General features: G+C 49.4%; 8 protein-coding genes and 1 pseudogene. 6 read left to right on the top strand and 3 right to left on the bottom strand.

Translation table 11 applies throughout. The annotated features are described in order from the left end of the window. Positions 1 to 36 precede the first annotated feature (36 nt). Together GVI43_RS09750 and GVI43_RS09745 are read right to left on the bottom strand one after the other, a co-directional pair. Positions 37 to 1290, bottom strand: a complete 1254-nt coding sequence (locus GVI43_RS09750) for an HlyD family secretion protein (protein WP_159566674.1) — start codon at positions 1288 to 1290, stop codon at positions 37 to 39. A gap of 83 nt (positions 1291 to 1373) precedes the next feature. Further along, positions 1374 to 1694 (bottom strand): hypothetical protein, encoded by a 321-nt coding sequence (locus tag GVI43_RS09745; RefSeq protein ID WP_159566673.1) that lies wholly within the window; start codon positions 1692 to 1694, stop codon positions 1374 to 1376. Positions 1695 to 2527: 833 nt separating this feature from the next. On the opposite strand from GVI43_RS09745, the gene GVI43_RS09740 reads away from it, so the two are divergent. From GVI43_RS09740 to GVI43_RS09720, 5 genes are all read left to right on the top strand, one after another. Continuing rightward, positions 2528 to 6184, top strand: coding sequence for an Ig-like domain-containing protein (locus tag GVI43_RS09740; protein WP_159566672.1), 3657 nt, complete (start codon positions 2528 to 2530; stop codon positions 6182 to 6184). An 83-nt stretch (positions 6185 to 6267) separates the two neighbouring features. Next, positions 6268 to 8355, top strand: a complete 2088-nt coding sequence (locus GVI43_RS09735; RefSeq protein ID WP_159566671.1) for a type I secretion system permease/ATPase — start codon at positions 6268 to 6270, stop codon at positions 8353 to 8355. Between the two features lie 13 nt (positions 8356 to 8368). After that, positions 8369 to 9604 carry a beta-barrel domain-containing protein gene (locus GVI43_RS09730; protein ID WP_159566670.1) on the top strand — a complete coding sequence of 412 codons (1236 nt, stop codon included), beginning with the start codon at positions 8369 to 8371 and terminating at the stop codon, positions 9602 to 9604. Continuing rightward, positions 9604 to 11217, top strand: coding sequence for a TolC family protein (locus GVI43_RS09725; RefSeq protein WP_159566669.1), 1614 nt, complete (start codon positions 9604 to 9606; stop codon positions 11215 to 11217). Before GVI43_RS09730 ends, GVI43_RS09725 begins: the two co-directional genes overlap by 1 nt. Before the next feature lie 353 nt (positions 11218 to 11570). Further along, positions 11571 to 12188: a helix-turn-helix transcriptional regulator gene (locus GVI43_RS09720; protein ID WP_159566668.1), complete on the top strand. Its 618-nt coding sequence runs from the start codon at positions 11571 to 11573 to the stop codon at positions 12186 to 12188. Positions 12189 to 12382: 194 nt separating this feature from the next. Here GVI43_RS09720 and GVI43_RS09715 read toward each other — a convergent pair. After that, a pseudogene (locus GVI43_RS09715) lies at positions 12383 to 12514 on the bottom strand (transposase); the annotation flags it as partial. Between the two features lie 727 nt (positions 12515 to 13241). On the opposite strand from GVI43_RS09715, the gene GVI43_RS09710 reads away from it, so the two are divergent. Further along, complete coding sequence (locus GVI43_RS09710; RefSeq protein WP_159566667.1) at positions 13242 to 26840, top strand: autotransporter-associated beta strand repeat-containing protein; 13599 nt, start codon at positions 13242 to 13244, stop codon at positions 26838 to 26840. Positions 26841 to 26945: the final 105 nt, after the last annotated feature.

Below are 26945 nucleotides of genomic sequence, written 5' to 3'. Positions count from 1 at the left end.
GGTATTCCCTGTCTATTCCCTGCTTTTTGGCCAAAATTAACCTGCTGATTTTTTAGTCATGCTAAATAAAGGCTCTAATACCCATTCATAAAGCTTTCTTTTATCTAACGTAATATCGGCCTCCAGCTCCATTCCGGGCTGTAGGTCTTTATCATTGCCATATACAGAAATGGTTTGCCATTCGGGTTTTACGATGATCTGATAGATAGAAGGCTCATTGGCCGCGTTGCGCGTGCTGGAAAGCTCATTCTGGGGTAGGGCAACCTTAGATACGGATAGTACTCTGCCGCGATATTGGCCAAACTTCTGATAAGGGTAAGCCTGATAGCGTAGCCATACCTCTTTTCCTTCCTGAATAAAACCGACCGACTTACTGGGTGCATAAAGGTGAACCAGCATTTGAGAGTTTTCAGGGATCAGGCTCACTAAAGGGCGCGTATTATCAACATACTGGCCAATCTGGGTGGTCAGCGCCGTGATAATTCCAGCCTGAGGAGCCTGAATAGCAATTTCACGCTTGGCTTCGCTCTCGGCCAGTTCTTGCTTAGTGACGGAAATATTGCGTTCAATGGCTGAACGCTGTTGATCGGACTTGAGTAGCAATCCCTCTAGTTCAGACTGACGGCTGAGCAGATCTTTGCCGGTGTTAATCCTGTCGCGCTCATAGCTGGTTAATGCACTTTGCTGCTGAAGCAGCTCCTCTTTAACCCGCTCATACTGTTCTCGAGAGATAAATTCTTTTTGATAAATGTCTTGATATTGCTGCTGGCGGCGTTGAACCAGACCGACTATTTTAGTTTGATTAACAATCTGCTTATCTAACCAGCCCAACTGCTGCTTTAGCTGAACAATATAGCTTTCTAGCATTTTTTGGTCGGCCACAAACTGCCGATCGTTTTTTACTAAATCATCGTTTAATGAAGCTAAACGAGACTGGATCTGTGCGCTGATAGTTTTTTGGGTTCCCGCTGCGTTTTGCGCATCTCGCTCCCCAGAAATAATATAAAGCACATCACCCTTTTGCACCCGGCTGCCTTCGGTCACTTTTTTATCGATAACCACGCCGTATTGCGGGCTGTAGATCTTAATCACCCCTTTATCCGGTACCAGTTGCCCAGTGACGGTTTGCTTGCGGGTGTAAGAAAATAAAATTAAAAAGGCCAAAACGGAGATAACAATGATGCTGACAAAATAAGTAAAAAACGTCAGCTTAAGCGGGGTGCTTAGCACTACGCCGCCTAACCACTTCTGTTTTTCAGCCTGTATGGCTTCTTGGCGAAACAGCCCCATCAGCACACCTTTAGATAACGTTTAACGCACTGTTATATAAATAGGCCATTACAAGAATGGCCCAGAATAAGGTTAGCCTTTACTTACTTAGTAAAGTTAAACCAGTTGTTAGCCAGATCGTTTGCGCCTTTAAGGGCCGCATCTTTACCTAAACCAACACCGTGGCTGATAGCACCAGGAATGGCCAGAATTGGGCCAAGGAATAGACCAACAATGGCACCGATTGGAGCAAAAATTGGACCAGCGGCTTCTGCGCCAAGGCGAACGCCGTTGAACATACCAGAGTACAATCCTGACCATGCGCCAATCAGGCCACCGGTGGCTGCATCACCCAGAGTTTTTTCGCCGCCAAACAGACCAGCACCTGATACTTCCTGTATTTCATTAGTATTTAATTCACGCATATTAATAATCCTTAATTAAAAAGTTAAATAGAATGTCTATCGACATAATCTTTTTAGGAAGAAAGAGGTTTTTAGATACATAAAACATGATGAACTGAATAGAATCAGTTCAAGATTAATAAATTTAAACTTACGTAGCATAAGCAAATAAATATAAACAACATATCCAACACTTACTAAAAGTAAGCGCTGGCAATTGATCAAACCTAATATCATCCAAAAAGACGCTGCAAGTATAATTAGAGAAAAAGTCATGTCAATGTAATTATCGGCAGAAATATTCTATATTTATGTTTTCTAACATCCCCCCTAGGAATATCTAAGATTTTTTTGTGTTGAAAAATAAAATTAATATGGAATTAAATAACGAAAACCTTACAGCACACGATCTGCAATAAAATACAAAAAAATCGAAATATATTATAATTCATTAAAAAACAATGAATTAAATAGATTAATAATTTAAAATTAAATAACCATTAATGGTTAGCGTCAAAAACAAAATACTTTATAACCAAAATGACCACTTATAAATAAAACATAAGTAATAATAAGATTTTATTTACTTACATATAAATATTAGACGTTATCATTTATTTAATCTTGCAATAAATACTCTTTTTGTTAAATTTGGCTGAATAGGAAAAACATTATCATTTTTTAAGGGAGGAAAAGGATTTATTCGATTAAAAAATACAACATTGCATTCCATGTAGAAAACCAGAATTAACCGCACACCACAATTCCGACTATTAATTTTATAATAGCACTAAGGAAGCCAAGTGCATTTAATTAATGAAACTAATTTTACACCTCAAATATAGGTTACGGCTATGAAACTATTCGTACAAAAGGCAGGGCAAGCTGTTCAGGAAGTTCCGTTATCCGGTTCAGTAAATATTGACGCTAACGCAGGTACTCGACTGTTTGTTGAAAACAATAATGCCAATATTAGCCATATGAGCCGCTCTGGCTCAAAGCTAGTCATTAATACCACTGATGGCAAAGTCATTAACGTAGATAACTTCTTTGGCTCTACGGAAAATAGTTTAAGTTCACTGACTATTGATAATGCACCCAATTCAGGGGCCCCAGAAAAGCAGATAGTTTTGGGTGATGAGAAAATCTATGCGGACGGAGCTGAAGTAACGGCCTATACGCCAGAACAACTTAAAGAAATCATTGCTGGCAATGAGTATTACGAACAGCGCGCTGCAGAAGCCGCTGCCGGCGGTGAAAGCGATGACAATACCGGAATGTTTGTGGCTTTAGGCTTAGGCGCTGCCGCCGTAGCCGGTCTGATCGCACTAGCCGTTGACGACGACAACGACGGCAACGGTTCAAGATCGAACAGTTCGGCGAACCCTGCTCCAACCAACCTTACCGATCCAACCATGTTGGTGGTCGATCGTTCTAACGGTTCCAGCCTGACAGGTATCAGCGATCAACCGAACGGAACGCTTTATATCGACATCAACGGTGACGGAAAATCCGATCACACCGCAAAGATCGATGCTAACGGTAAGTGGTCATTCAATTTCCCGGTTGCTCTGGCTGATGGGCAAGTTGTTACCGCTTGGTTGATGAATAACAAAGGAGAGAAAGTCACTCCGGTCTCTATTACCGTTGATGCGCTACCGCCGGAATCACAATCCGTGGTTATCTCACAGGATCTCACTACGGTAACCGGAAAAACCGAAGCGGGCGCAACGGTTAAACTGGATGTTAACGGTGACGGCGTTGCTGAATATCAGGTAAAAGCGGATGAAAAAGGAAACTACAAGATTACGCTGAACGGCGGCACGGCACTAATTCCGGGCACCAGCGTTATCAGTCTGGCTGACGATCTGGCTAACACGATCAAATTTAAAATTCCGGCATCGTCTAAAGTGAATATTCTGGGCATGAGCGACGGTCAACACGCGATGGACCTCTCTTCTACCACGGTAGAAAGCTCGCCAACTATCCACGGCTTGGGCAAAGCAGGCTCCGTTATCAATATTCTGGACGGCGACAAAGTTGTTGCGACCACAACGGTCGGCGCCGATGGCCAGTGGAAAGCTAAGATCGATAATCTGGCCGCCGGTGCGCATAACTTCGGTATCCAGACTTTAGTCCCGGCACCGGCGATTGACAGTCAAAAGACGGTCAATGTCACGTTCCAGGGTAAGCCTTATAATATGGCGGTAATGAATGCCGACATTCGTGCGATTGAAACCAATGACACGATTGATGCGCCGATTTCTATTACCCGCGCATTGCCTAACGGTGGCTATTTGGTTGCCTATCCGCAGGCTGAAGTAGCTGGCTCTAAGTTCTATGACATTAAAGTAAAAATCTTTGATGCGAATGGACAAGTCGTGTCAGAAATGACGCTGGGCGAAAAAGGCATAGCTGACGGTTACTCGGGCAGCTCTTATCAGTCATTTATGAGCAACTTCGACGTTGCCGTATCTCCTGTAGATGGCGCCATTACCGTTCTATATGCTAAGAATGAGAGCAGCAACACCTACATCGGTCACGACGTGGTTTTCCAGCGTTTTACTGCTAACGGCACTGAAATCACCAGTGGTCCACAGTTAGTTAAATCTAGCAACGACGTTGGTGGTATGAACGGCGCTCTGAAAGAGTGGCTACCGGACAATATTGCTGACGCGATTACCAATACCCTTTCAGGCATTGTTAACCCAATTGCAGACTTCATGACCACTGCACTGAAAACGGTCGACTTTTTAAATATCCTGCCGGATACCGATTTCAAAGCCATGGTTGACCTGTTTGTTAACGGCCTGACTAATCGCGTATATGGCGCACTTTGCGGTCAGGGCCTGCTGGATTCATCCATTATTCAGATGGAAGACGGCAGCGTTATCTTCACCGGTTCTAGCTATCGTCAACTGCTGGATCTCGAAGGCTTGGCTGACCGTATCGACGTTTCAGGCTTTGTCAAAGATTTCTGTGACGCACTGGGCCTAAAAGGCATTCCAATTATCGGCTCTCTGATCAATAGCATCACGGCAGGCGTTCTGGGCCTGATCGTTCAGCCGATTGAATCACTGGCCGATACCCTTCTCTCCTTTGTCGATATTGACCTGCTTGACGGCGGCTCAAATCTGTACAGCTCGCGCTATGAAACCGATGCCAAAGGCAATCTGGTCAAAGTCAGCGATAATACAGAAACCCCTCACGATATCCTGATGGGCGGGTTCCTGTCTGAGAATGGCTATATCAGCACCAATTCAGGAATACTGGATGCGGTTGCTAACATTATGTTTGGTACCAATCCGGGCAGCGATAGCCAAGGTTTAGCCGGTGCCGACATCGGTGGCGGTAACTATGCGGTTGTCTGGCAGCAAAGCTGTAAAGACTGGAGCATCGATCAACTGCTGAATAATCCGGTAGATCTGAAAATTTCGGTAGTTGACTTCAAAACCGGCAAAATTGTGATTGACGGCTATACGCTAAACTCTGGCGCTAATGGTAATACTGCCGACGTTGCACCGAAAATTGTCACTCTGGCCGATGGTAGTATCGCCGTAGCCTGGACTCGCATCTCCGGTACCGATAAAGGCGATGTCATGATGCAGCGCTTTGAAATGGTTGGTAATAAACTACAGCCAATTGATGCTCAACCCATTCGTGTTAATCAACAAACTGAGGGCGCACAGGGCGTTCTGATGAATTCGTTGGTTGGCGCGATGGACCTGACCGTACTGGAAAACGGCAACTATGTCGTGACTTGGGCATCGATGGCCACCAACGGCGAATCACACATTGTTTCCCGCGTATATGACATTACGGGCAACGCCGTTTCCGGTGAAATCTATGCGGATAAAGGCGTTAATGATGCCGGTACCTGTTCATTACCTTCCGTTGTTGCTTTAGCAGACGGTGGCTTTGCTGTGACCTGGTCTGAAGTCTCAAACACCGGCAGCGGTAACCTGTACAGCCGGACCTATAACGGAGACGGCTCATTCCGTGCCGCAGGTACGCCTGGCGATATTACTGCTCCGGGCAAATTCGTTGAGGGTACTTATCAGGCCGCTAACGGCACCGACGGCAGTGATGCTATCGACGGCCGCCATGGCGTAACTAACGTTACCGCTGGTAAAGGTGATGACACCGTTATGGTGATGAAAGACAAGTTCACGTCAATTGACGGCGGAGACGGGTTTGATACCGTCATGTTTGCCGATAAAGATGCCATCATCAATTCAGCCACGCTGAGCAAACTGAAGAATATCGAGCAAATCGATCTCAACACCACTTCAGCGAATACCTTAAATCTTCAGTATGACGATTTAATTAAGCTGAACGGTGAAAAGCACCTGTTTGTTAGCGGCAATAGTCAGGATAAGGTCGATCTCGATCTGACTAACTGGTCTAACGTTGCTGCAGCAAACAAAAACGGCGTTGAGTACAACCTGTATGTCTACAACAAAGATGAAGATGCACAGGTCTGGGTACAAAATACCGTGGCTGTAATTTAATAATCCTTCCCAAAGGGGCGTGTTCAGCGCCCCTTTATTAAAAATAAAATCATATTGTTATAAAACAGTTCAAAGGATTAACGATGAATTTTTCCGCGTGGAACGACTGTGCCATTATTATTGCCAAAGAGCTCGGCATTAACGTTACTCAGAATAATTTACAGCACATCACGCAAAATGGCGGGAATAACGACGAGTTATTAAACAGTCTAATTACCCATATCGGATTAAAATGTAAAAGGATTGAACAATCGCTGGCAGCCGTTCCGGCATTACTATTCCCAATTTTAGTTCCTCTGGCCAACGATCAGGCCGCCGTAGTTTATGGCATTAATGATAAGACGGTTACCCTCTCCTTCAGCATTTCACCTGATGTGAAAACTCAGGTCGATCTGGCAAAGCTTAACGGCCTGCGGGACGGCGGATTCTGGCTTATTTACCCAAAAGAACGCGGTGACGACCGTCGCGTTGACGACTTTCTAAAACCCTATAAAGAAAACTGGCTACTCCAGCTCATCGCTAAAGATAAAAAATTCTATGGGCAGATTGCCGCCGGTTCACTATTTGGCAATATTCTTGGGCTCTCCAGCGCCCTGTTCTCCATGCAGGTTTACGACCGCATTATTCCGGCACAGTCCTATTCAACGCTTTGGGTGCTATTTATTGGTGTAACCCTTGCGTTGCTCATGGACATGGGGCTAAAGCTGGCCCGTGGGCATTTAGCCGACGCTATCGGTAAAAGAACCGATCTGTTTATGTCAGGCCTGTTTTTCTCCCGGGCGCTGAGAATGAAAAACGACGCTCGCCCCAGTTCAACCGGCGCGTTTATTGCCCAACTGCGGGAAATCGAACATATCCGGGAACTGCTCACCTCAACCACGGTTATCGCGATGGTTGATATGCCCTTTATCATGATTTTTATCGGTGTCATTGCCTATATTGGCGGCTGGTTGGCAATTGCCCCCCTGCTGGCAATTCCCTTAATTGTGATCCCCGGGCTGATCGCTCAGTGGCCTCTGGCCCGGCTTTCACAGGCCGGCATTAGAGAAAGCGCCATCCGCAATGCCATGCTGGTCGAAACCGTTGAAGGGCTTGAAGACATCAAGCTGATGCAGTCAGAGGAGCGCTTCCTGCGCATCTGGAATAACTGTAACACCACCACGGCTCAGATCGCGCTGGAACAGCGCCACTGGTCAAGCTTAGTCACCAACTGGTGCCAGTTTATTCAGCAGTTTGTCTATATCAGCGTCATCGCCATCGGCGTTTATCTGGTAATAAACAATGATATTACCACCGGTACACTCATTGCCTGCTCCATTCTGTCTAGCCGAACCGTCGCCCCCTTAGGGCAAATAGCTCAGGTTTTAACCCGCTGGCAGCATGCCAAAATGGCTAAAACCGGCCTTGATGAGTTTCTTAAAAAACCGTTAGACCAAAAGGAGTTTAGCCAGACGTTACACACCGATCGGATCAACGGAAATTACAGCTTAAGAAACGTCAAATACCGTTTCAACCCGGAAGCACCGATGGTGCTGAATATTGCCGATCTGAAGATTAACCCGGGTGAAAAGATTGCGATTCTGGGGTCTATCGGTGCCGGAAAATCAACCCTACTGCGATTGCTGTCAGGCATTGCCGAAGCGACCGAAGGTGAACTATTGCTCGACGGGCTGATCATGAAAGATCTTTCAGCCAATGATATTCGCCGCGATATCGCCTACTTGCCACAGGGTGCCCAACTGTTTCATGGCACCATCCGCGACAACCTGATACTAGGAAAACCGCAAACTTCGGCCGAAAGCATTGTGCAAGCGTTATCCATGGCCGGTGCTGCCAGTCTATTAAAAACCGGCCAAGGGCTTGAACTCTCTATCGCGGAAGGCGGCCGGGGGCTGTCGGGCGGTCAGAAACAAACGCTGCTATTAGCCCGAACCTTATTGCGGGACTCTCAGGTGCTGTTCCTCGATGAGCCAACGGCAAACATGGACGAAAATTTAGAAAAACACGTGGTGAAAAACCTTGCCACGTATATCGCCGACAAGACATTTATCGTGGTCACCCACCGGCAGGCTCCGCTACAGCTGGCAGACCGAATTATCGTTATGGATCAGGGAAGCATTGTCCTTGATGGCCCCAAAGACTGGGTTTTGGAAAAGCTAAAAGCACAATAGTAGAGACAATAAAATGAGTTGGTTTAAAAAGAAAAAGACTATTGATATTAGCGAAAATAACATCGGTAGCAACGCCACAATTATCTGGCTAATTTTGTCCGCCTGTTTAGTGCTGTTTATCTGGGCCTACTACGCCCAGCTTGATGAAGTCACCAGCGGGCAAGGTACGGTGATCACCTGGAACCGATCGCAAATCATTCAGGCCAGAGACGGCGGCGTTATTCGTGAACTGATGGTCCGCGAAGGCGATTTCGTCAGCGCTGGCCAGCAGTTAGCCATTCTCGATGCCACTCGTTTTCAGGCGGGCTACGACGAAATTGGATCGAAGGTTAAGGCGCTGGCGGTCAGCATTGCCCGTCTGACCGCTGAAATTAAAGGTGAAACCGACGCGCCCGATTTTATCGCCCTGCTGCGCGAATATGACGCAGGCCAAAGCAAAACCCTGAACGATACGCAGCTATTGGCAGAGAACCAAGTACTGATTGACCATGAAATGTCGCTGCTTATCGCCCGTCGCCGTAGTCTGGAGGAGAATATTTCCGGTCTGCAACGTAGCCTGAAGCTGGCACAAAATGAGCTTAATCTGGTCCATCCGTTAGTCCTGAAGGGCGCGGTTAGCCAAGTAGAAGAACTACGGCTGAGGCGAGAAGAAAATGAGTTCAAAAACAAGATTTCCGAAGCCCGTAACCACTATTTTGAACAGGCCAAAGAAGAGTTGGTTAAAAAGAAAAACGAGCTCGACTCTATCTACTTCCAACTGATACAGCGTAAAGACCAATTGGCCAGCATGGTGGTCACTTCTCCGGTTAAAGGCATCGTCAAAGATGTGCAGATTACCACCATGGGCGGCGTACTTGAGCCGGGTGGAAAACTGATGGAAGTGGTTCCTTCTGAAGAGCAACTGCTGATTGAAGTGCGGATCAATCCACGGGATATCGCCTTTATTCATCCAAAGCAAAAGGCCATCGTCAAAGTCAGCGCCTATGAGTCATCCATTTACGGAACCATGGATGCCCTCGTGGAGCGAATATCGCCGGATACCATCCAAGATCCTGTCCGGCGAGAACAGTATCACTATATCGTTTTTGTCCGCACCGACCGGGCCGCGCTGGAAACATCCGACGGTAAGCTGCATGAAATTGTACCGGGTATGCTAGCGACCGTTGATATTAAGACCGGCCAAAAGAGCGTGCTGGACTATCTAATCAAACCCCTGAATAAAGCGAAAGAAGCGCTGAGAGAAAGATAATGAATATATATAAGCATTTTTTGCTGGTGGCAGGCCTAAGCTGCGGGGCCACCACATCAACGATGGTTATGGCACAGTCACTCTCTGAAGCCTTACAAACGGCGGTTAACCGCTCACCGACCATCAAATACTATTCAGGTAAGGTCGCCGCGGCAGAAAGCTCCGTCGGAGAAGCTAAAAGCGGATGGCTGCCCAGCGTATCGCTCAGTTCCGGTAACGATCTGCTAGGACGGGATGATGATGACGGCAACGGACAGACCTACTCCGTAAAGGTAGAGCAAAGCCTGTTTAACTTTGGCCGGACCGGCGATCGGGTTGATTATGCGAAATCAAGCAAGGATTCGGAACTGTTTAATGCCGTCGATGAGTCAGAGATACTGTCATCAAAGGTGGCCGAGGTTTATCTGAACATCCTTAAATATCGCGATCTGATTGAAATCAACAACCGCAATCATCAAGAACATAACAATATTCTCATGGTTGCACAGGCCCGAGCCAGCGGTGGCGTAGACAGCCGTGGCGATGTTGAACAGGTCGAAGTCCGGATTAAAGGACTGGATGCAGAGCTGTCAAACTATAAGGCTCAGCTGGAAGCAGCAAAAGAAGACTACCTGATCCTGATCGGCCGAAAGCCCGACGGACTCTCGGTTCCCGATATTGCATTTTTAAAAGATAAGCTGGCTGGCCATATGCGAGAGCGGATCGCCAGCTCCCCAAGGGTTCAGGCAATAAAAGTGAGCAAAGACGCGGCCAAGGCGGAATATGAATATACCCGAAAAAGCTGGCTGCCAGAGCTAACGGTTTCCGTTGTTCAGGGAAAGACCTCGACCAACGGAGAAAACGACACAAGAGTGATGCTTAACGTTAATAGTAATATTTTTGACGGCGGTGGTTCGATCTATCGCAGCCAAGGTGCTGCACAGCGGGTAGAAAGCGCCAGATGGAATATTGAAAAATCCATTGAAGATTTATCCACTAAAGTCTCCCAGATGTATCAAGAAGCGCTTAGCCAAGAAAATCAGGCCGCTATCTATGCACAACGAATTATTCACTCACAGGAGGTTAAAGATCTTTACCATGAACAATATAAAGTTAACCGCCGCTCAGTGCTGGATTTATTAAACTCGGAACAGGAGTTTTTCCAAACGCTAAGCAATAAGGCAAACGCTGAGTTTAACTTTAAGATTTTACTCATTCGCGTATTTTCCGAACTGGGTGAGGTGAATAATGCATTTAATATCCAAGTTAACTTAGAAAAAAATGATGACGGTAATATCCTGAGTGACACCTTAGGATTTGCTAATAGCAGTGATAAAAACCAGACCAATCAGAATAACAAACCGGATAACCAAGAAAAAATAAACGTAATAAAGGAAACGGCCCCCGAATTATCGCCACAAATCCCGGCCAATTTACCAAAGAGTACCGACAATATCACTCCGCTAACGACGAAAGATGATAACCGCAACGGTGATAGGAAAATTGATATGGATAAGGAGATAAGTATCGATAAGCAGACAGGTGTGACCTGTACGGGCGACTGTGACTTTAACCAGAGCAGTCCGCCTAAAAATATAGAAGACCCTCTACTGCTGCTTGGGTTGGTTAAATAATTTCCAATATATGGCATTACCTGAGAGTGTATCTATTAATACAATCAGATTAATGCCACTTAAATATAATCTTTGGTGATTACATTCAATCAATGATTGCTTTAATAGCTTACTTTATGAACGATATTTATCGCGTTAATTATAAGTTTTAACTATTGAGGTTATAGCCATTAACAAATGAATTATTGTTAAATAATAAAGCCATGAAAAACGTGTTAAAATTAAAAAACAATAAGACAATACAATATAATTATAAAAAATTCTAACGGTTCCGCCATCACATGTTCAACAGTTTACTGGGCCAACTAACTGAAATTAATACATATATTAAAAATATATAATAGGTACTCAATATGAATAGTGAAAAAGTAAAGACGCTAATTGTCGAAAATAACAAGCTAGTATGTTTTGCTATCAGTGAAATACTGAAAACAACCGGGTATCATGACATCGTAGACATTTTACATACAACATCAGACGTTGTTAATGTAATCAAAAAACAAGAAATTCAACTTATTCTAATCAATATTAACCTCATATATAGTGACAACGAAAAGCTGGTAAGTGATATTTACGATGAAAATTCTGAAATTAAAATCATTGGCTTATCATCTGAGAATTCAAAATCTAATCTAATTAATATGTTGGATATCAGTATAGACGGGATTATTGACAACACGCATGACATAGAATCCCTGACAATGGTCTCTAAGCTGGTAATGAACGGGTTTCAGTGTATACCCAATAACAAGCTCTGCTGCAAAAAGGTCAATAAAACCTCAATGCTCACTAACCGAGAGCGTGAAATTTTACAGCTGATAATCCAAGGCATACCTAACAAAGAGATCGCTGACAGATTGAATATTAGTAGCAAAACGGTCAGCGTCCATCGCTATAATATTATGTTTAAACTGGATATTAAAAACTCGTTAGACCTGTTTAAGTTCGGTCAATACACTACAGCAGTATAGAAACCAAGGGGGCGATTACGCCCCTCTTTTTCCCTATAGCTCGCCTGTTCGACATCATTATTCTATTCCCGGTTAAATCAAGTCCAAACTCCATCACGCACCGGCCACCCACGAATAATCCATTTTATTATTTATTACATGGCCGCCAATGCTAAAAGCATATATTTATCCACCACAGGTCTAAACCTACGCCAGTAAACATACATACATCGGTAGCGTTCTTCATTAATATTACCGTTAAAGATCTTGTACCTGTACTTTGGCGTCCAGACGAAGTGATACTGACAACGATAGAATACGTGTGAAACAAATTCATATCTGCTCATGCTATTTACTACTTTTATTTGCTGCCTAATAAGCCTAGCTAATATTTAGCACGGCATCCTACGGGCAAAGCCCCACAGGAACACTCACCACCTCCATAGAGGTAGTTTAAGAATAACAACAAAATGACTAGTCTGGGTTGACAAACCTATATTAGAAATTGATACTAACGTATCGACTTGTGAAATTAAATCTATCTCATCTCTAAGCAGCCCGAAGCCCGAAATTTATTGGCACTATCGTCTATCAGACGGAGGAAGACGCAGATGCGATTAGCAAGGATGTTACCCATTTCCAAACCCAGTCACCGCAGCGGCCCGATATTACCGGGTTAAAGCGTGATCGCGTGGTGTTGCAAGTAAAGAATACCTTTTAGGCTAATTCAGAGCCAAATAATACCCCATGTTGGGTATTGATTAATAGCCAATTAACAACTCTTATATACCTAGTTTTATTCAATTAGTTGGCGCAACAAAATTCTTACAAATTTTATTATCACACTAATTTAATGATTAACATAACTTTTACTTAAAAATAATTTTAATTACATACCACCACATTTATTAAATTTAAACGCATTGAACGCAGGGCCAAATGAGCGGATATAAAATATCATTTCCACTCGTTTGTTAATTAATTAATTAGCTACTAAACTAATAAGCTAAGCCTTTAAATATACTATAAAGATCACGTTCCGCTTTGCGCGGATTACCCTAAGGACAAGTAATTATGGACAACAAAATCAGCGCAAAGAAGAATAAGAGAAATGCGCTTAACTCGTTACAAAAAGCTATCGTTATTGCATTCCCCTCGTTTTATTTGGGACTATCCCTCAGTGCCTTTGGCGCGCCAACCACGTTAACCAATAATCAGGATATTTATACTAATGGCCTGAACATCGGCGTTTATGACTTAATACTTGACGGTGATGTGAATTGGAACACGGGTTTTGCTGTAAATAGTGCGGCTAGATCTATTATTTCGATTGACGGTAATGGCTACACCATTTCTGCCGCTGCTTCCAGCGGCCAGCGGTTATTAGATCTGTCTGCAACCACCAGTACTATCTCCATTAATAATGCCATCATTACCTCGAAACCGTTCACGGGCCCTCAGAACGCGTTGATAAAGATGTCTCAATCCAATGATGTTGCCAATATCAATTTGGAAGGTACTACGTTCCTGAATATTGGCCCGACGGATTACAACACCTTTGCTTCCGCAGACTATGGACCTATCTTAGCGATTCGCGGTGGTACAAATTCCACCATGAATATCGATGGTGGCACCGCCGGAGTCGTGTTCAGAGGAAACCATGGGCTAGCCGATCAACCCGGCGTAGTTGGGCTTTATGGTCAGAACACCATGAACTTTAAAGGTAAAGTCACCTTTGACAGCAACTGGACGGCTGACTACGGCGGCGCACTATCGGTATATGATGTCAATGGCGGCACAATGTCGTTTGCCGACGAGACCAATTTCACCAATAACCATTCATCGGTTTTCGGTGGCGCCATTGATGCTTGGGGAGGTGCTGCCAGCATACAATTTAATGGGCCTACCACGTTTTCCGGCAACTACGTCTACGGTACAACAACCAATTCCGCTACTTATCCCGATCACGTTGACGATCAGCATTCGCGCGGCGGTGCGATTAATATTGGTTACCTAAGCCCCGGCTCGGCCGGCGTTAATCTAATATTCAATAATACAACCACCTTTGATGGCAACTATGTTATTGAGCCGAAGAATAATTATAACGCACTGGGCGGAGCAGTCAGCGCCTATGGTAATGGTGGTAACTACAACTACCTGATGACCTTTAACGGTGCGACTACGTTCAAAAATAACTACGCTTATTCATTAAACGGGTTCGGCTACGGCGGTGCCATTTATTACGATGCGGGCTCGGCGGCAACGCTAACCCTTGGAGCGGGTTCCAGCGTAACCAATAACTATGCTAAAACTCTGGGCGGAGCCATTTACCTGAAAACAGGTACCATCAACCTGAATGCCAACGGTGGTGATATTACGTTTCAGGGTAACCGTCAGGCCGCTAGCTTCACCCCAACTAGCGGCGGTCTTTATGCCCCGGTAGCCGATTCTGGTAACCCCAATGCCATTTATCTCGGTGGCGCAGGCAGCCTGAATATGGATGCTTCTGCGGGCAATTTCATCCATTTTTATGATCCTATCGCGTCAATATCTACCGCTACCATTGTCGTAAATAAGACCGGTGCCGGTGAGGTAATTTTCCACGGTAATAATGGCGATGCATTATATAACTCAGATATTCAAACCAATACCACGGTAAACGGGGGAACCTTCTCGCTTACCGACGGAGTTCGTTATGGTAACGCTGGGTTTGGTCTTTTTGCCGTTAACAACGGCGGAACCGTGCAAGGTAATAACGGCAGTACGCTGCAGGCACAGACCATCAACATCAATTCTGGCGGCACGGTAGCGGCTAACGGAGGGGTGTTTAACCTGAATGCGGGAACCGGCGGTATAACCTCCACCGCAGGCCGTTTCAGCGGCAATGGCAGTATTGTTGCCCCCAGCATTTCGCTAAGCACCAACGCGGCAAATATATCCACGGCAGACATTGCCAGCGGTAATATTCTCATACTGGATAGCCTACTAACCAATGCCGGCGGGCTAAGTAAAGTGAGTGACGGTACGTTAGTACTGACTAAAACCAATACTTATACCGGCGCAACCTCCATTGCGGGAGGTGTGTTACAGGCTAATACCACCAATATTATTACCGCCAGCTCTGGCCTGAATATTACCGGCGGCACGTTTGATTTAAATAACTTTAACCAAACGCTAAAAAGCCTGAGCGGTACGGGCGGCGCTATTACCACAGGAACCGGGCTGCTAACCGTTAACAGCACGGCAAGTACTACCTATGCCGGTACTATCAGCGGTAATGGAACGGTCTCTAAGCAGGGAAGCGGTACGTTAACATTAACCGGCGCGATAGCGCTGTTAGATCCAACGTCTTTATTGCAGGTTAGCGGCGGAGGCGTGGTTATCAACGGTGGAAATACCGTTCAGGTAACCAAAGGTACCATTGATAACGCCAGTACGATGACCGTGAGTAACGCCGGTTCAAACGTGGTGATGGACACGTTGTCCATTGGTAATGCCACCGCAGGAAATAACACACTAACCGTGAATAATGGCGGTCAGGTCAACGTTGCTAACGCCCTATATCTGGGTTATGCAGCGGGCACTGCGGGCTATATGACGATTGACGGTACCGGCTCTCAGGTCAATGCGGGTAGCGTGCAGGTCGGCAACGGTACCGGAAACGGCACGGTTAACCTGAACAATTCAGGCACGCTATCAACAAATAGCCTTCAACGCGGCACCGGCACCACAGGGATCGTCAATTTCAACGGCGGCGTACTACAGGCCAAAAGCGATAACAATTCATTCATTAGCGGTTTTTCTACCAGTAATTTGGTACTGGGTACCAATGGCGGCACTATCGACTCCAACGGTTTTGCTATTGCCACTGACAACATTTTTAGCGGTGCGGGTAAACTAACCAAAACGGGAACCGGCGTTTTCACCCTCACCGGCGTAAATACCTATACCGGCGGCACGGCCGTTTCTAACGGAACCTTGCGCCTGACCAACGGCGGAACGGTCAGTTCCGGCGCGGTCAGCATTGCTTCGGGAGCATCACTGTTTGTTGATGAGCCGTCGGCCGGCAACTATACCTTTAATAACGCACTTTCCGGCGCGGGCTTACTACAGGTTGGTTTACTTGCGGATAGCAACACTTTCCAGTTTGGGTCTGGCGTGGGAAGCGCATTCGCCGGTACCGTTCAACTGGGTAAGAGCAGTTTTGTTTTATCAGGTAACAATACCGCCGCATTAACTAACGCGATTTTACAGCTGGATAGTGGCAGCTTAACCACCGTCGGTGCTAATACTCAGAATATTGGAGGCCTGACGCTCAACGGCGGTAAGCTAACCTTTAATAATCTGGCGACTGGAACGATTAACTCCACCGGGCTACTAACGCTGAACTCCGGTAATATATCAATCGATCCGAATTCAATTGTTAACACTTCAGCTAGCTTACTGACTCAGGACGATGGTATTAATTTCCGCCTGATAACCTCTAACGGCGTATCGGGAAGTTCTGAAAACTTAACGCTGACCGACTTGGCCGGTAATCCGGTGGTGGATACCGCCAACATTGTTCAAAGCTCAAATATCGTTGCTATCGGCACCTATGGTTTTGCTCTTGGCGATGATTCAACCGGCCTGTTTACGCGCTATACCCTTTCGCAACTTGATTTACAGAGTGGGCAGACCCTGTCGCTGTCAGGCGATACCACAACGCCGTCAGGCGCGAATGAACTGCGAGCCAAGCTGATTGGCAGCGGTAATCTGGCGATTAATGCCACCACTAGCATCACGCTGAATAATGCGGCCAATACCTATACCGGAAGTACTACCGTTGCCAGCGGCACCTTAATTGCCGGAAGCGATAACGCATTGGGTAAGACCAGTAATTTGATTATCAGCAGTGGCGCGAACACCAACCTTAACGGTAAGACGCAAACCGTCGGCCAACTGAACGGTGCGGGTAATCTCAATATTAACGCTGGTAATCTCAATATTACCAGCGGCGGTAGCTTAGCCGGCGTGCTAAGCGGTACAGCAGGAACGCTAACGCTACAAGGCGGCACCTTAACGCTGACCGGAAGTAACAGCTATACCGGCGATACCCAGATTAATAGCGGTTCTACGCTACAAATTGGTAGCGGCGGGCTCACCGGCGACTATGCCGGAAATATCGCTAACGACGGCGTAGTGCTTTTCAACCGTAGCAATAATTCAGCCTATACCGGCGTTATCAGCAGCGATGGTAGTGTGACCAAAAATGGTGCTGGTACGCTAACCCTTAGCGGGGCGAATACCTATACGGGTGGAACGACGATTAGTGCCGGTACGCTGCTGGCCACCCATGGTGGTGCGCTGGGAACGGGAACCGTGGCTAACGGCAGCACCCTCCAGCTCAATTTTGCCAGCAACAGCACCCTGAATAATGTACTCAGCGGTACCGGCAGTCTGGTAAAAACCGGCAGCGGTGTCGCTACTCTATCCGGAGCGGGTTCAACTCAGGGCGAGATAGCCGTCAACGCTGGCACCCTGAATCTCACTCAGACCGGCGCATTTAACGGAGAAAGCCTGACCACCGCCAGTGGCGCAACCACCGCACTGGCGGCAGATTCGACGTTAATCCTCAGCGACGCACTAAGCCAAACTGCCGGAGCCATACTGAACATCGCGATGGGAAGCGACACGCCAAAGATCAGTGCCGATAGCGCAACGTTAGGCGGGACGCTCAACCTATCGGGCATCGATACCAGCGTAACGCCAACCAGCGCCAGCGACCTGCCCGACAGCCAATATACTGTGATTCATACCACCGACGGCATCAGCGGTAGCTTTTCCAGCGTCAATCTGGGCGGCGCTGCCAGCAGCGTCGACTACCTCACGCTGGCCGGTCGCGTGGTGGACGGCGTTGACTACAACGTCGGCTTTGGCCTGACGTGGTTAGCGGGTACCACTCTGGGTAACGGCCTATTTACGCTTACCGACTCAACTGACGCGTTTAATGTCGATGTAGTACTGGCTAACCAAGCCGCATCCGGCATCTGGAACGGTACTACCCTGACCAAAGCCGGTCAGGGAACGCTGACCCTATCCGCCGCCAATACCTATACCGGCGACACCCTGATTAACGCAGGCACCTTACGCACCGGCGTCGCTAACGCCTTTGCTAACAGCGCCAACGTCTCAGTGAGCAGCGGAACCACGCTAGATTTAAACAACTATGCCCAGCAGGCCAATAACCTAACCGGCCTCGGTCAAATCACCCTCGGCACGGCCGCGCTAACCGCCAACAATAGCGCCAACACCACGTTTGGCGGCGTTATCAGCGGCACCGGCCGTTTAGCCAAAACCGGCACCGGTAGCCTGACTCTGAGCGGTAACAATACCTATCAGGGCACCACCACCGTTAGCGCCGGTACGCTGATTGCCACCAAAAGCCAAGCGTTGGGAACCGGTGCCATAGCTAACAGCGGTACTCTACAGCTCGATTTTTCCGCCGATGGAGCCCTGAGTAGCGTACTCAGCGGTACCGGCAGTCTGGTGAAAACCGGCAGCGGTATTGCCACATTGTCCGGAACCGGTTCAACACAGGGAGCTATCGCCGTCAACGGCGGTACCCTGAATCTGACTCAAACCGGCGCATTTAACGGAGCCAGCCTGTCTACCGCCAACGGTGCAGCCACCGTGCTGGCAACAAACTCCAGCTTAGTCCTGAGCGGCGCACTGACCCAAAATACCGGCTCAATGCTGAGCACGGGTATCGGCAGCGTTAATCCTGCTATCACGGCCCTGAGCGCCTCACTGAGCGGCTCGCTGGCCATCAGCGGCTTCAGTGCTACCGCCCCAACCAGCGCCAGCGCCCTGACCAACAACCAGTTTACCGTGATTCATACCACCGGAGGCGGCATCACCGGTGACTTTACCAGCGTCGATCTCGACGGGGCTGCCAGCAGCGTCGACTACCTCACGCTGGCCGGTCGCGTAGTGAACGCTGTCGATTACAACGTCGGCTTTGGCCTGACGTGGTTAGCGGGCTCCACCCTTGGCAGCGGCACCTTTACGCTCGCCGACTCAACTGACGAGTTTAATGTCGATGTGGTACTGGCTAACCAAGCCGCATCCGGCGGCTGGAACGGTACTTCCCTGACCAAGGCCGGTCTGGGAACGCTGACCCTATCCGCCGCCAATACCTATACTGGAAATACTTTGATTAGCGCTGGCACCTTACGCACTGGCGTGAACAATGCCTTCGCCAGCAGCGCTAACGTTTCGGTAAGCAGCGGAGCCACGCTGGATTTAAACAACTATGCTCAGCAGGCCAATAACCTATCCGGCCTCGGCAAAATCACCCTCGGCACGGCGGCGCTAACCGCCAACAATAACGCCAACACCACGTTTGGCGGCGTTATCAGCGGCACCGGCGGTTTAGTCAAAACCGGCACCAGTAACCTGACCCTAAGCGGTATCAATACCTATCAGGGCGGCACCACCATTAGCGCCGGTACGCTGATTGCCACTCAAAGCCAAGCGTTGGGTGCCGGTGCCATAGCGAACAGCGGTACCCTGCAGCTCAATTTCGCCACCGCGGGCACCCTGAGTAATGTACTCAGCGGCACCGGCAGTCTGGTAAAAACCGGCACCGGTATTGCCACATTGTCCGGAACCGGTTCAAAACAGGGCGCGATTGCCGTTAACGGCGGCACCCTGAACCTGGCTCAGACCGGCGCGTTTAACGGGGCCAGCCTGACCACCACCGGTGGCGCAACCACCGCGCTGGCGGCAAACTCCAGCTTAGTCCTGAGCGGCGCACTGACCCAAAATACCAGCTCAACGCTGAGCGTGGGTATCGGCAGCGTTAACCCTGCTATCACGGCGCTGAGCGCCACGCTGGGCGGCACCCTGTCCATCAGCGGCTTCAGTGCTACTGCCCCGAACAGCGCCAGCGCTTTAACCGGCAGCCAATATACTGTAATTCATACCACCGACGGCATCAGCGGTAACTTTTCCAGCGTCAATCTGGGCGGAGCCGCCAGCAGCGTCGACTACCTCACGCTGGCCGGTCGCGTGGTGAACGGCGTTGACTACAACGTCGGCTTTGGCCTGACGTGGTTAGCGGGCACCACCTTCGGCAACGGCACCTTTACGCTCGCCGCCGCCGCTGACGCCTTTAATGTCGATGTGGTCCTGGCTAACCAAGCCGCAGCCGGCAGCTGGAACGGTACCGCCCTGACCAAAGCCGGTCTGGGAACGCTAACCCTATCCGCCGTCAATACCTATACCGGAAATACCCTGATCAACGCAGGCACCTTACGCACCGGCGTCGTTAACGCCTTTGCCAACAGCGCCAACGTATCGGTGGGCAACGGAGCCACGCTGGATTTAAACAACTATGCCCAGCGGGCCAATAACCTGTCCGGCCTCGGCAAAATCACCCTCGGCTCGGCAGCGCTGACCGCCAACAATAGCGCCAACACCACGTTTGAAGGCGTTATCAGCGGCACCGGTAGTTTAGTCAAAACCGGCACCAGTAGCCTGACCCTGAGCGGTAACAATACCTATCAGGGCGGCAGCACCATTAGTGCCGGTACGCTAATCGCCACCCAAAGCAAGGCGTTGGGAACCGGTGCCATAGCGAACAGCGCTACCCTGCAGCTCGACTTCGCCACCGCGGGCACCCTGAGTAATGTACTCAGCGGCACCGGTAGTCTGGTGAAAACCGGCAGCGGCATTGCCACATTGTCAGGAACTGGGTCAAAACAGGGCGCGATTGCCGTTAACGGCGGCACCCTGAACCTGGCTCAAACCGGCGCATTTAACGGAGCCAGCCTGATCACCGCCAATGGCGCAACCACCGCGCTGGCGGCAGACTCCAGCTTAGTCCTGAGCGGCGCACTGACCCAAAATACCGGATCAACGCTGAGCGTGGGCATCGGCAGCGTTAATCCTGCTATCACGGCGGTGACCGCCTCACTGAGCGGCTCGCTGGCCATCAGCGGCTTCAGCACCACCACACCAGCCAGCGCCAGCGCTTTAACCGGCAGCCAGTTTACCGTGATTCATACTACCGGCGGCATCACCGGTAACTTTACCAGCGTCAATCTGGGCGGAGCATCCAGCTCGGTGGATTATCTGAAGGTCAACGCAGGTAAGAGCGTCGATAATAAAGACTACAACGTGGGCTTTGGCCTGACGTGGTTAGCGGGTAGCACGCTGGGTAACGGCCTATTTACGCTCGCTAACGCAAATGACGCCTTTAATGTCGATGTAGTATTGGCTAACCAAGCCGCATCCGGCATCTGGAACGGTACTACCCTGACCAAGGCCGGTCTGGGAACGTTGACTCTATCCTCCGTCAATACCTATACCGGCGATACCCTGATTAACGCAGGCACCTTACGCACCGGCGTCGTTAACGCCTTTGCCAGCAGCGCCAACGTCTCTGTGGGCACCGGATCCACGCTGGATTTAAACAACTATGCCCAGCAGGCTAATAACCTGTCCGGCCTCGGTCAAATCACCCTCGGCACGGCGGCGCTGACCGCCAACAATAGCGCCAACACCGCGTTTGGCGGCGTTATCAGCGGCAACGGCCGTTTAGCCAAAACCGGCACCGGTAGCCTGACCCTGAGCGGTAACAATACCTATCAGGGCGGCAGCACCATTAGCGCCGGTACGCTGATTGCCACCCAAAGCAAGGCGCTGGGAACAGGTGCCGTGGCTAACAGTGGCACCCTGCAGCTCGACTTCGCCACCGCGGGCACCCTGAGTAATGTACTCAGCGGCACCGGCAGTCTGGTGAAAACCGGCAGCGGTATTGCCACATTGTCCGGAACTGGGTCAAAACAGGGCGCGATCGCCGTTAATGGCGGCACCCTGAATTTGGCTCAGACCGGCGCGTTTAACGGAGCCAGCCTGACCACCGCCAATGGAGCAACCACCTCATTAGCGGCAGACTCCAGTCTAGTCCTGAGCGGCGCACTGACCCAAAGTACCGGCTCAACGCTGAGCGTGGGCATCGGCAGCGTTAATCCTGCTATCACGGCGCTGAGCGCCTCACTAAGCGGCTCGCTGGCCATCAGCGGTTTCAGCGCCGCCGCACCGACCACCGCCAGCGCCCTGACCGGTACTCAGTTTACCGTGATTCATACTACCAGCGGCGGCATCACCGGTAACTTTACCAACATCAATATGGGCGGAGCCGCCAGCAGCGTCGACTACCTCACGCTGACCGGTCGCGTGGTGAACGCTGTCGATTACAACGTCGGCTTTGGCCTGACGTGGTTAGCGGGTTCCACCCTCGGCAACGGCACCTTTACGCTCGCCGCCCCAACTGACGCCTTTAATGTCGATGTGGTATTGGCTAACCAAGCCGCATCCGGCGGCTGGAACGGTACCACCCTGACCAAGGCCGGTCAGGGAACGTTGACCCTATCCGCTGCCAATACCTATACCGGCGACACCCTGATTAATGCAGGAACCCTGCGTACCGGCGTGAGCAATGCCTTCGCCAGCAGCGCCAACGTCTCGGTAGGCAGCGGAGCCACGCTGAACTTAAACAACTATGCCCAGCGGGCCAATAACCTGACCGGCCTCGGTCAAATCACCCTTGGCACGGCGGCGCTAACCGCCAACAATAGCGCCAACACCACGTTTGGCGGCGTTATCAGCGGCACCGGTAGTTTAGCCAAAACCGGCACCGGTAGCCTGACTCTGAGCGGTAACAATACCTATCAGGGCGGCAGCACCGTAAGCGCCGGTACGCTAATCGCCACCCAAAGCAAGGCGTTGGGAACCGGAGCCATAGCTAACAGCGCTACCCTGCAGCTTGATTTCGCCACCGACAACACCCTGAGTAATGTACTCAGCGGTACCGGTAGTCTGGTGAAAACCGGCAGCGGGATTGCCACATTGTCCGGAACCGGTTCAAAACAGGGCGCTATCGCCGTCAACGGCGGCACCCTGAATTTGGCTCAGACCGGCGCGTTTACCGGAGCTAGCCTGACCACCGCCGGTGGCGCAACCACCTCGCTGGCGACAGACTCCTCCTTAGCCCTGAGCGGCGCACTGACCCAAAGTACCGGCTCAACGCTGAATATCCACATAGGAACGATTGAACCAATAATCAGCGCGGCTACTGCGACACTTAGCGGTACGCTAAACGTTACCGGTATTGATGCCAGCATCAGCCCGACAAAAGCCAGTGAATTACCCAACACTGAATTTACTCTGGTTCGTACAACGGGCGGTATCAGCGGTGATTTTGCCAACATCGATCTAGGCGGAGTATCTAGCTCGGTAGATTATCTGAAGGTCAGTGCAGGTAAGAGCGCCGATAATAAAGACTACAACGTGGGCTTTGGCCTGACGTGGCTGTCTGGCGCTCTAACGGGCAATGGTGTTTTCACTCTGGATAACGAAGCTGATACCTTCAATGTGGACATCGCATTAGCCGATCGGGCAACGTCAGCAACCGGATGGAACGGTAAAGATCTGACTAAAGAAGGCGCAGGAACCCTGATCCTTTCCTCAGCCAATACCTTTACCGGTGGTGTGAAGATCAAGGACGGAACGCTACAAACCAACGTAAATAACGCATTCTCTAACGCGGCAAGCGTAACGATGAGTAATGGCGCCGAACTTAACCTGAATAATTTTAGTCAGATAGCCAATAATTTATCCGGCCGCGGTGCAATTCTGCTAGGCAATGGCCACCTAACGGTAAACAGCCTAGCGGCGACCACCTTTGATGGCTCTATTAACGGTAACGGTAGCCTAATTAAAACCGGTACAGATACGTTCACGTTAACCGGTATTAATTTCTACAGCGGCTCAACCACGATCAATCAGGGACGACTGGTTGGAACCCAAGCGCAGGCTCTGGGTTTATCAGGCATTACCAACAACGATGAACTGGAACTGGCATTTGCGCAGGATAGCACGCTGACTAATCAGCTCAGCGGCGGCGGAACCCTGATTAAATCCGGCGCAGGAATCGCGACGTTAAGCACCCTTGGCTCATCACAGGGCCAAGTGTTAGTCAATGAAGGTAAACTGAAATTTACTCAAAACGGAGCATTTAACGCGGGTGATTACCAAACGGCCGCGGGCGCAACCACGTCAATGGCGGCGGATGCCTCACTGACCATCACTAATCAGTTTGAAACCGAAGGTACGCTGGAAATTGTGGCGGGCAATACTAGCCCGGTAATAACGGCAGATACCGCCGATCTCGGCAGTAATTCAATCTTTAACCTGTCCGGCTACAGCGCTCCTGAAGCCGCCAGCGCAACGCAGTTGGCCTATAGCCTGTTCAACGTTATTCAAACGTCGGCGCCGGGTAACCTGACGGGAGATTTTGCCGCGATTAATCTAGGTGGCGCTTCTAGCCCGGTGGATTATCTGTCTATCACGGCCATTAATGACGGCCAGACCTATAATATTGGTCTGGCATTAACCTGGTATGCAGCACATACGGCAACCCCGGCCAACGCGAATGGAACATTCACGCTGAGCGACGCTAACGAATATTTCGACATGGACGTAGTTCTGGCTGATGAAGCGGCCAATTCGGCAACCGGCTGGGATGGAAAATCCTTGACCAAGGCCGGTGACGGTACGCTACAGCTAACCAAGTCCAATACTTATAGCGGAACAACGTTAATCAATGGCGGTACCTTACAGGCCGGACATACGGATATCATCGCTAACAGCCAGCAGGTGCTCGTTGCCGATGGCGCAACGCTTAACCTTAATCACTTCGATCAGCACGTTAATAACTTAAGCGGTGCCGGTAATGTTGTGTTAGGTAGCGCGACCTTGACGACAAATAACACCACTGACAATACTATCAGCGGAGTTATCTCCGGCAGCGGTAACCTGACGAAAACCGGCAGTGGTACGTTAATACTGACCAACAAGAATACGTTCTCAGGCATCACCACTATCGATTCCGGCACCCTACAGCTGGGCAACGGCGGCGATTACGGTAGCGTAATGGGAGACATTTCTGACAATGGCGTACTGATCTTTAACCACGGTAGCAACCAGTTATACGATGCAGTTATCAGCGGCAGTGGCGATGTGATTCAACAGGGCACTGGCAAGCTGGCTCTGAATAAAAGTCAGACCTATACAGGTACCACCTCGGTTAATTCCGGAGGGCTGGTTCTATTTAATGATTCAGTCTTAGGAAGCCTGCAAACGGTTACCGTTGCTCAAGGGGCAATGCTCGGCGGTTACGGTGGCGTGAACGGCAGCGTTATCAACAATGGATTGCTGGCCGTTGCCGATGCCGCCGTTGGCGTAACGGCCTCACCAACGGGTAATTTTACCGTCGGTGGCAATATGATCAACAATGGCCAAATATTGATGGCTAGCCCAGACCCTCGCAGCCGGTTAATCGTTAAAGGCAACTACGTTGCTAATAATGGTCAGCTGACGCTGAGCACCAGGCTGGGCGACGATAGTTCGGTTACCGATAAACTAGTGGTATTGGGTGATACATCAGGTACCACCAATGTAATTATCAACAACGCCGGTGGAACCGGTGCCCAGACGGTTAACGGTATCGAAGTAGTCAGCGTTGCCGGGCAGTCAAACGGCCAGTTTACGCTAGCCAATCGCGTGGTCGCCGGTGCATACGAATATAGCCTGTATCAGGGACAACCTGGCTTAGCCGATGGTAACTGGTATCTGCGTTCATGGGGCGGTAACTCCCCGGCGCCAACCCCCGGCGTAATACCGCAATACCGCCCGGAAATCGGTGTCTATCTGGGTAACCAGTCAATGACCAACCTGCTACAAATGCAAACGCTGTTCGATCGTCAGGGCAGCCAGTTTAAGAGCGATAACGGTAACGCATGGGGTCGAATTATCAGCGGTCACGTTGATAGCAAGGCCGCTGGCGGCAATATCGATATGAACGGTGATTACACGCTGGTTCAGGTCGGTGGCGATCTACTCGATTTCACCGATAGTGAACAGCGCCTGTCAATTGGAGCAATGGGTAGCTGGGGCGATGTAGATACGGATTCTACCGGTAACCGCAACCTGAACGGTGTAAACCATAGCGCAACCGGTTCACTGGACGGTTTCAGTCTGGGTATGTATGCAACCTGGTTTGCCGATGCCAAAGAGCATTCGGGTGCCTATGTCGATAACTGGTTCCAGTACGGTTGGTACAATAACGATGTATCAGGCGATGGAATGGCAGCGGACAAGTATGATTCTCGTGCGTTGACTGCCTCGGTGGAAAGTGGCTACAGCTTTATTCTTAACGATAACAGCAAGGTTGAGTGGCGTCTGATTCCTCAGGCTCAGGTGGTTTATAGCAAATATTCTGCCGACCGTTTCGTTGACTCAAGCAACGCCGTGATCGATGGTCAGAATAATGACAGCTGGAGCACCCGTCTTGGTAGCCGCCTGACCGGCAAGATTAAATATGATGATTACACGCTTCATCCGTTTACTGAAGTTAACTGGTGGCACACCCAACAAGGGGCATCGGTGACGTTGAACGAGATGCGTATCGATCAGGATATGCCAAAAAACAGGGCTGAGATGAAAGTCGGTATACAGAGCGAATTTACCGATAACTTGAACACCTGGGTTCATCTGGAAGGCCAAACTGGCGCAGACGGCTATCGCAGCTTTGGCGGAGGCGTAGGCGTTAGCTATAGCTGGTAATGAGTTAGGTAACACCGCGTTAGCAGCCAAGTCAGGCTGCTAACGCGGATAACTGTGGCTAAACTACAGTTATCTCTCATTGCTTTGATATAGTACGAGGTAAAC

The organism is Budvicia diplopodorum (assembly GCF_009800925.1).
Lineage (GTDB): Bacteria > Pseudomonadota > Gammaproteobacteria > Enterobacterales > Enterobacteriaceae > Budvicia > Budvicia diplopodorum.
The sequence above is the reverse complement of the archived record's forward strand: the minus strand, read 5'-3'. Positions and strand labels throughout refer to the sequence as shown.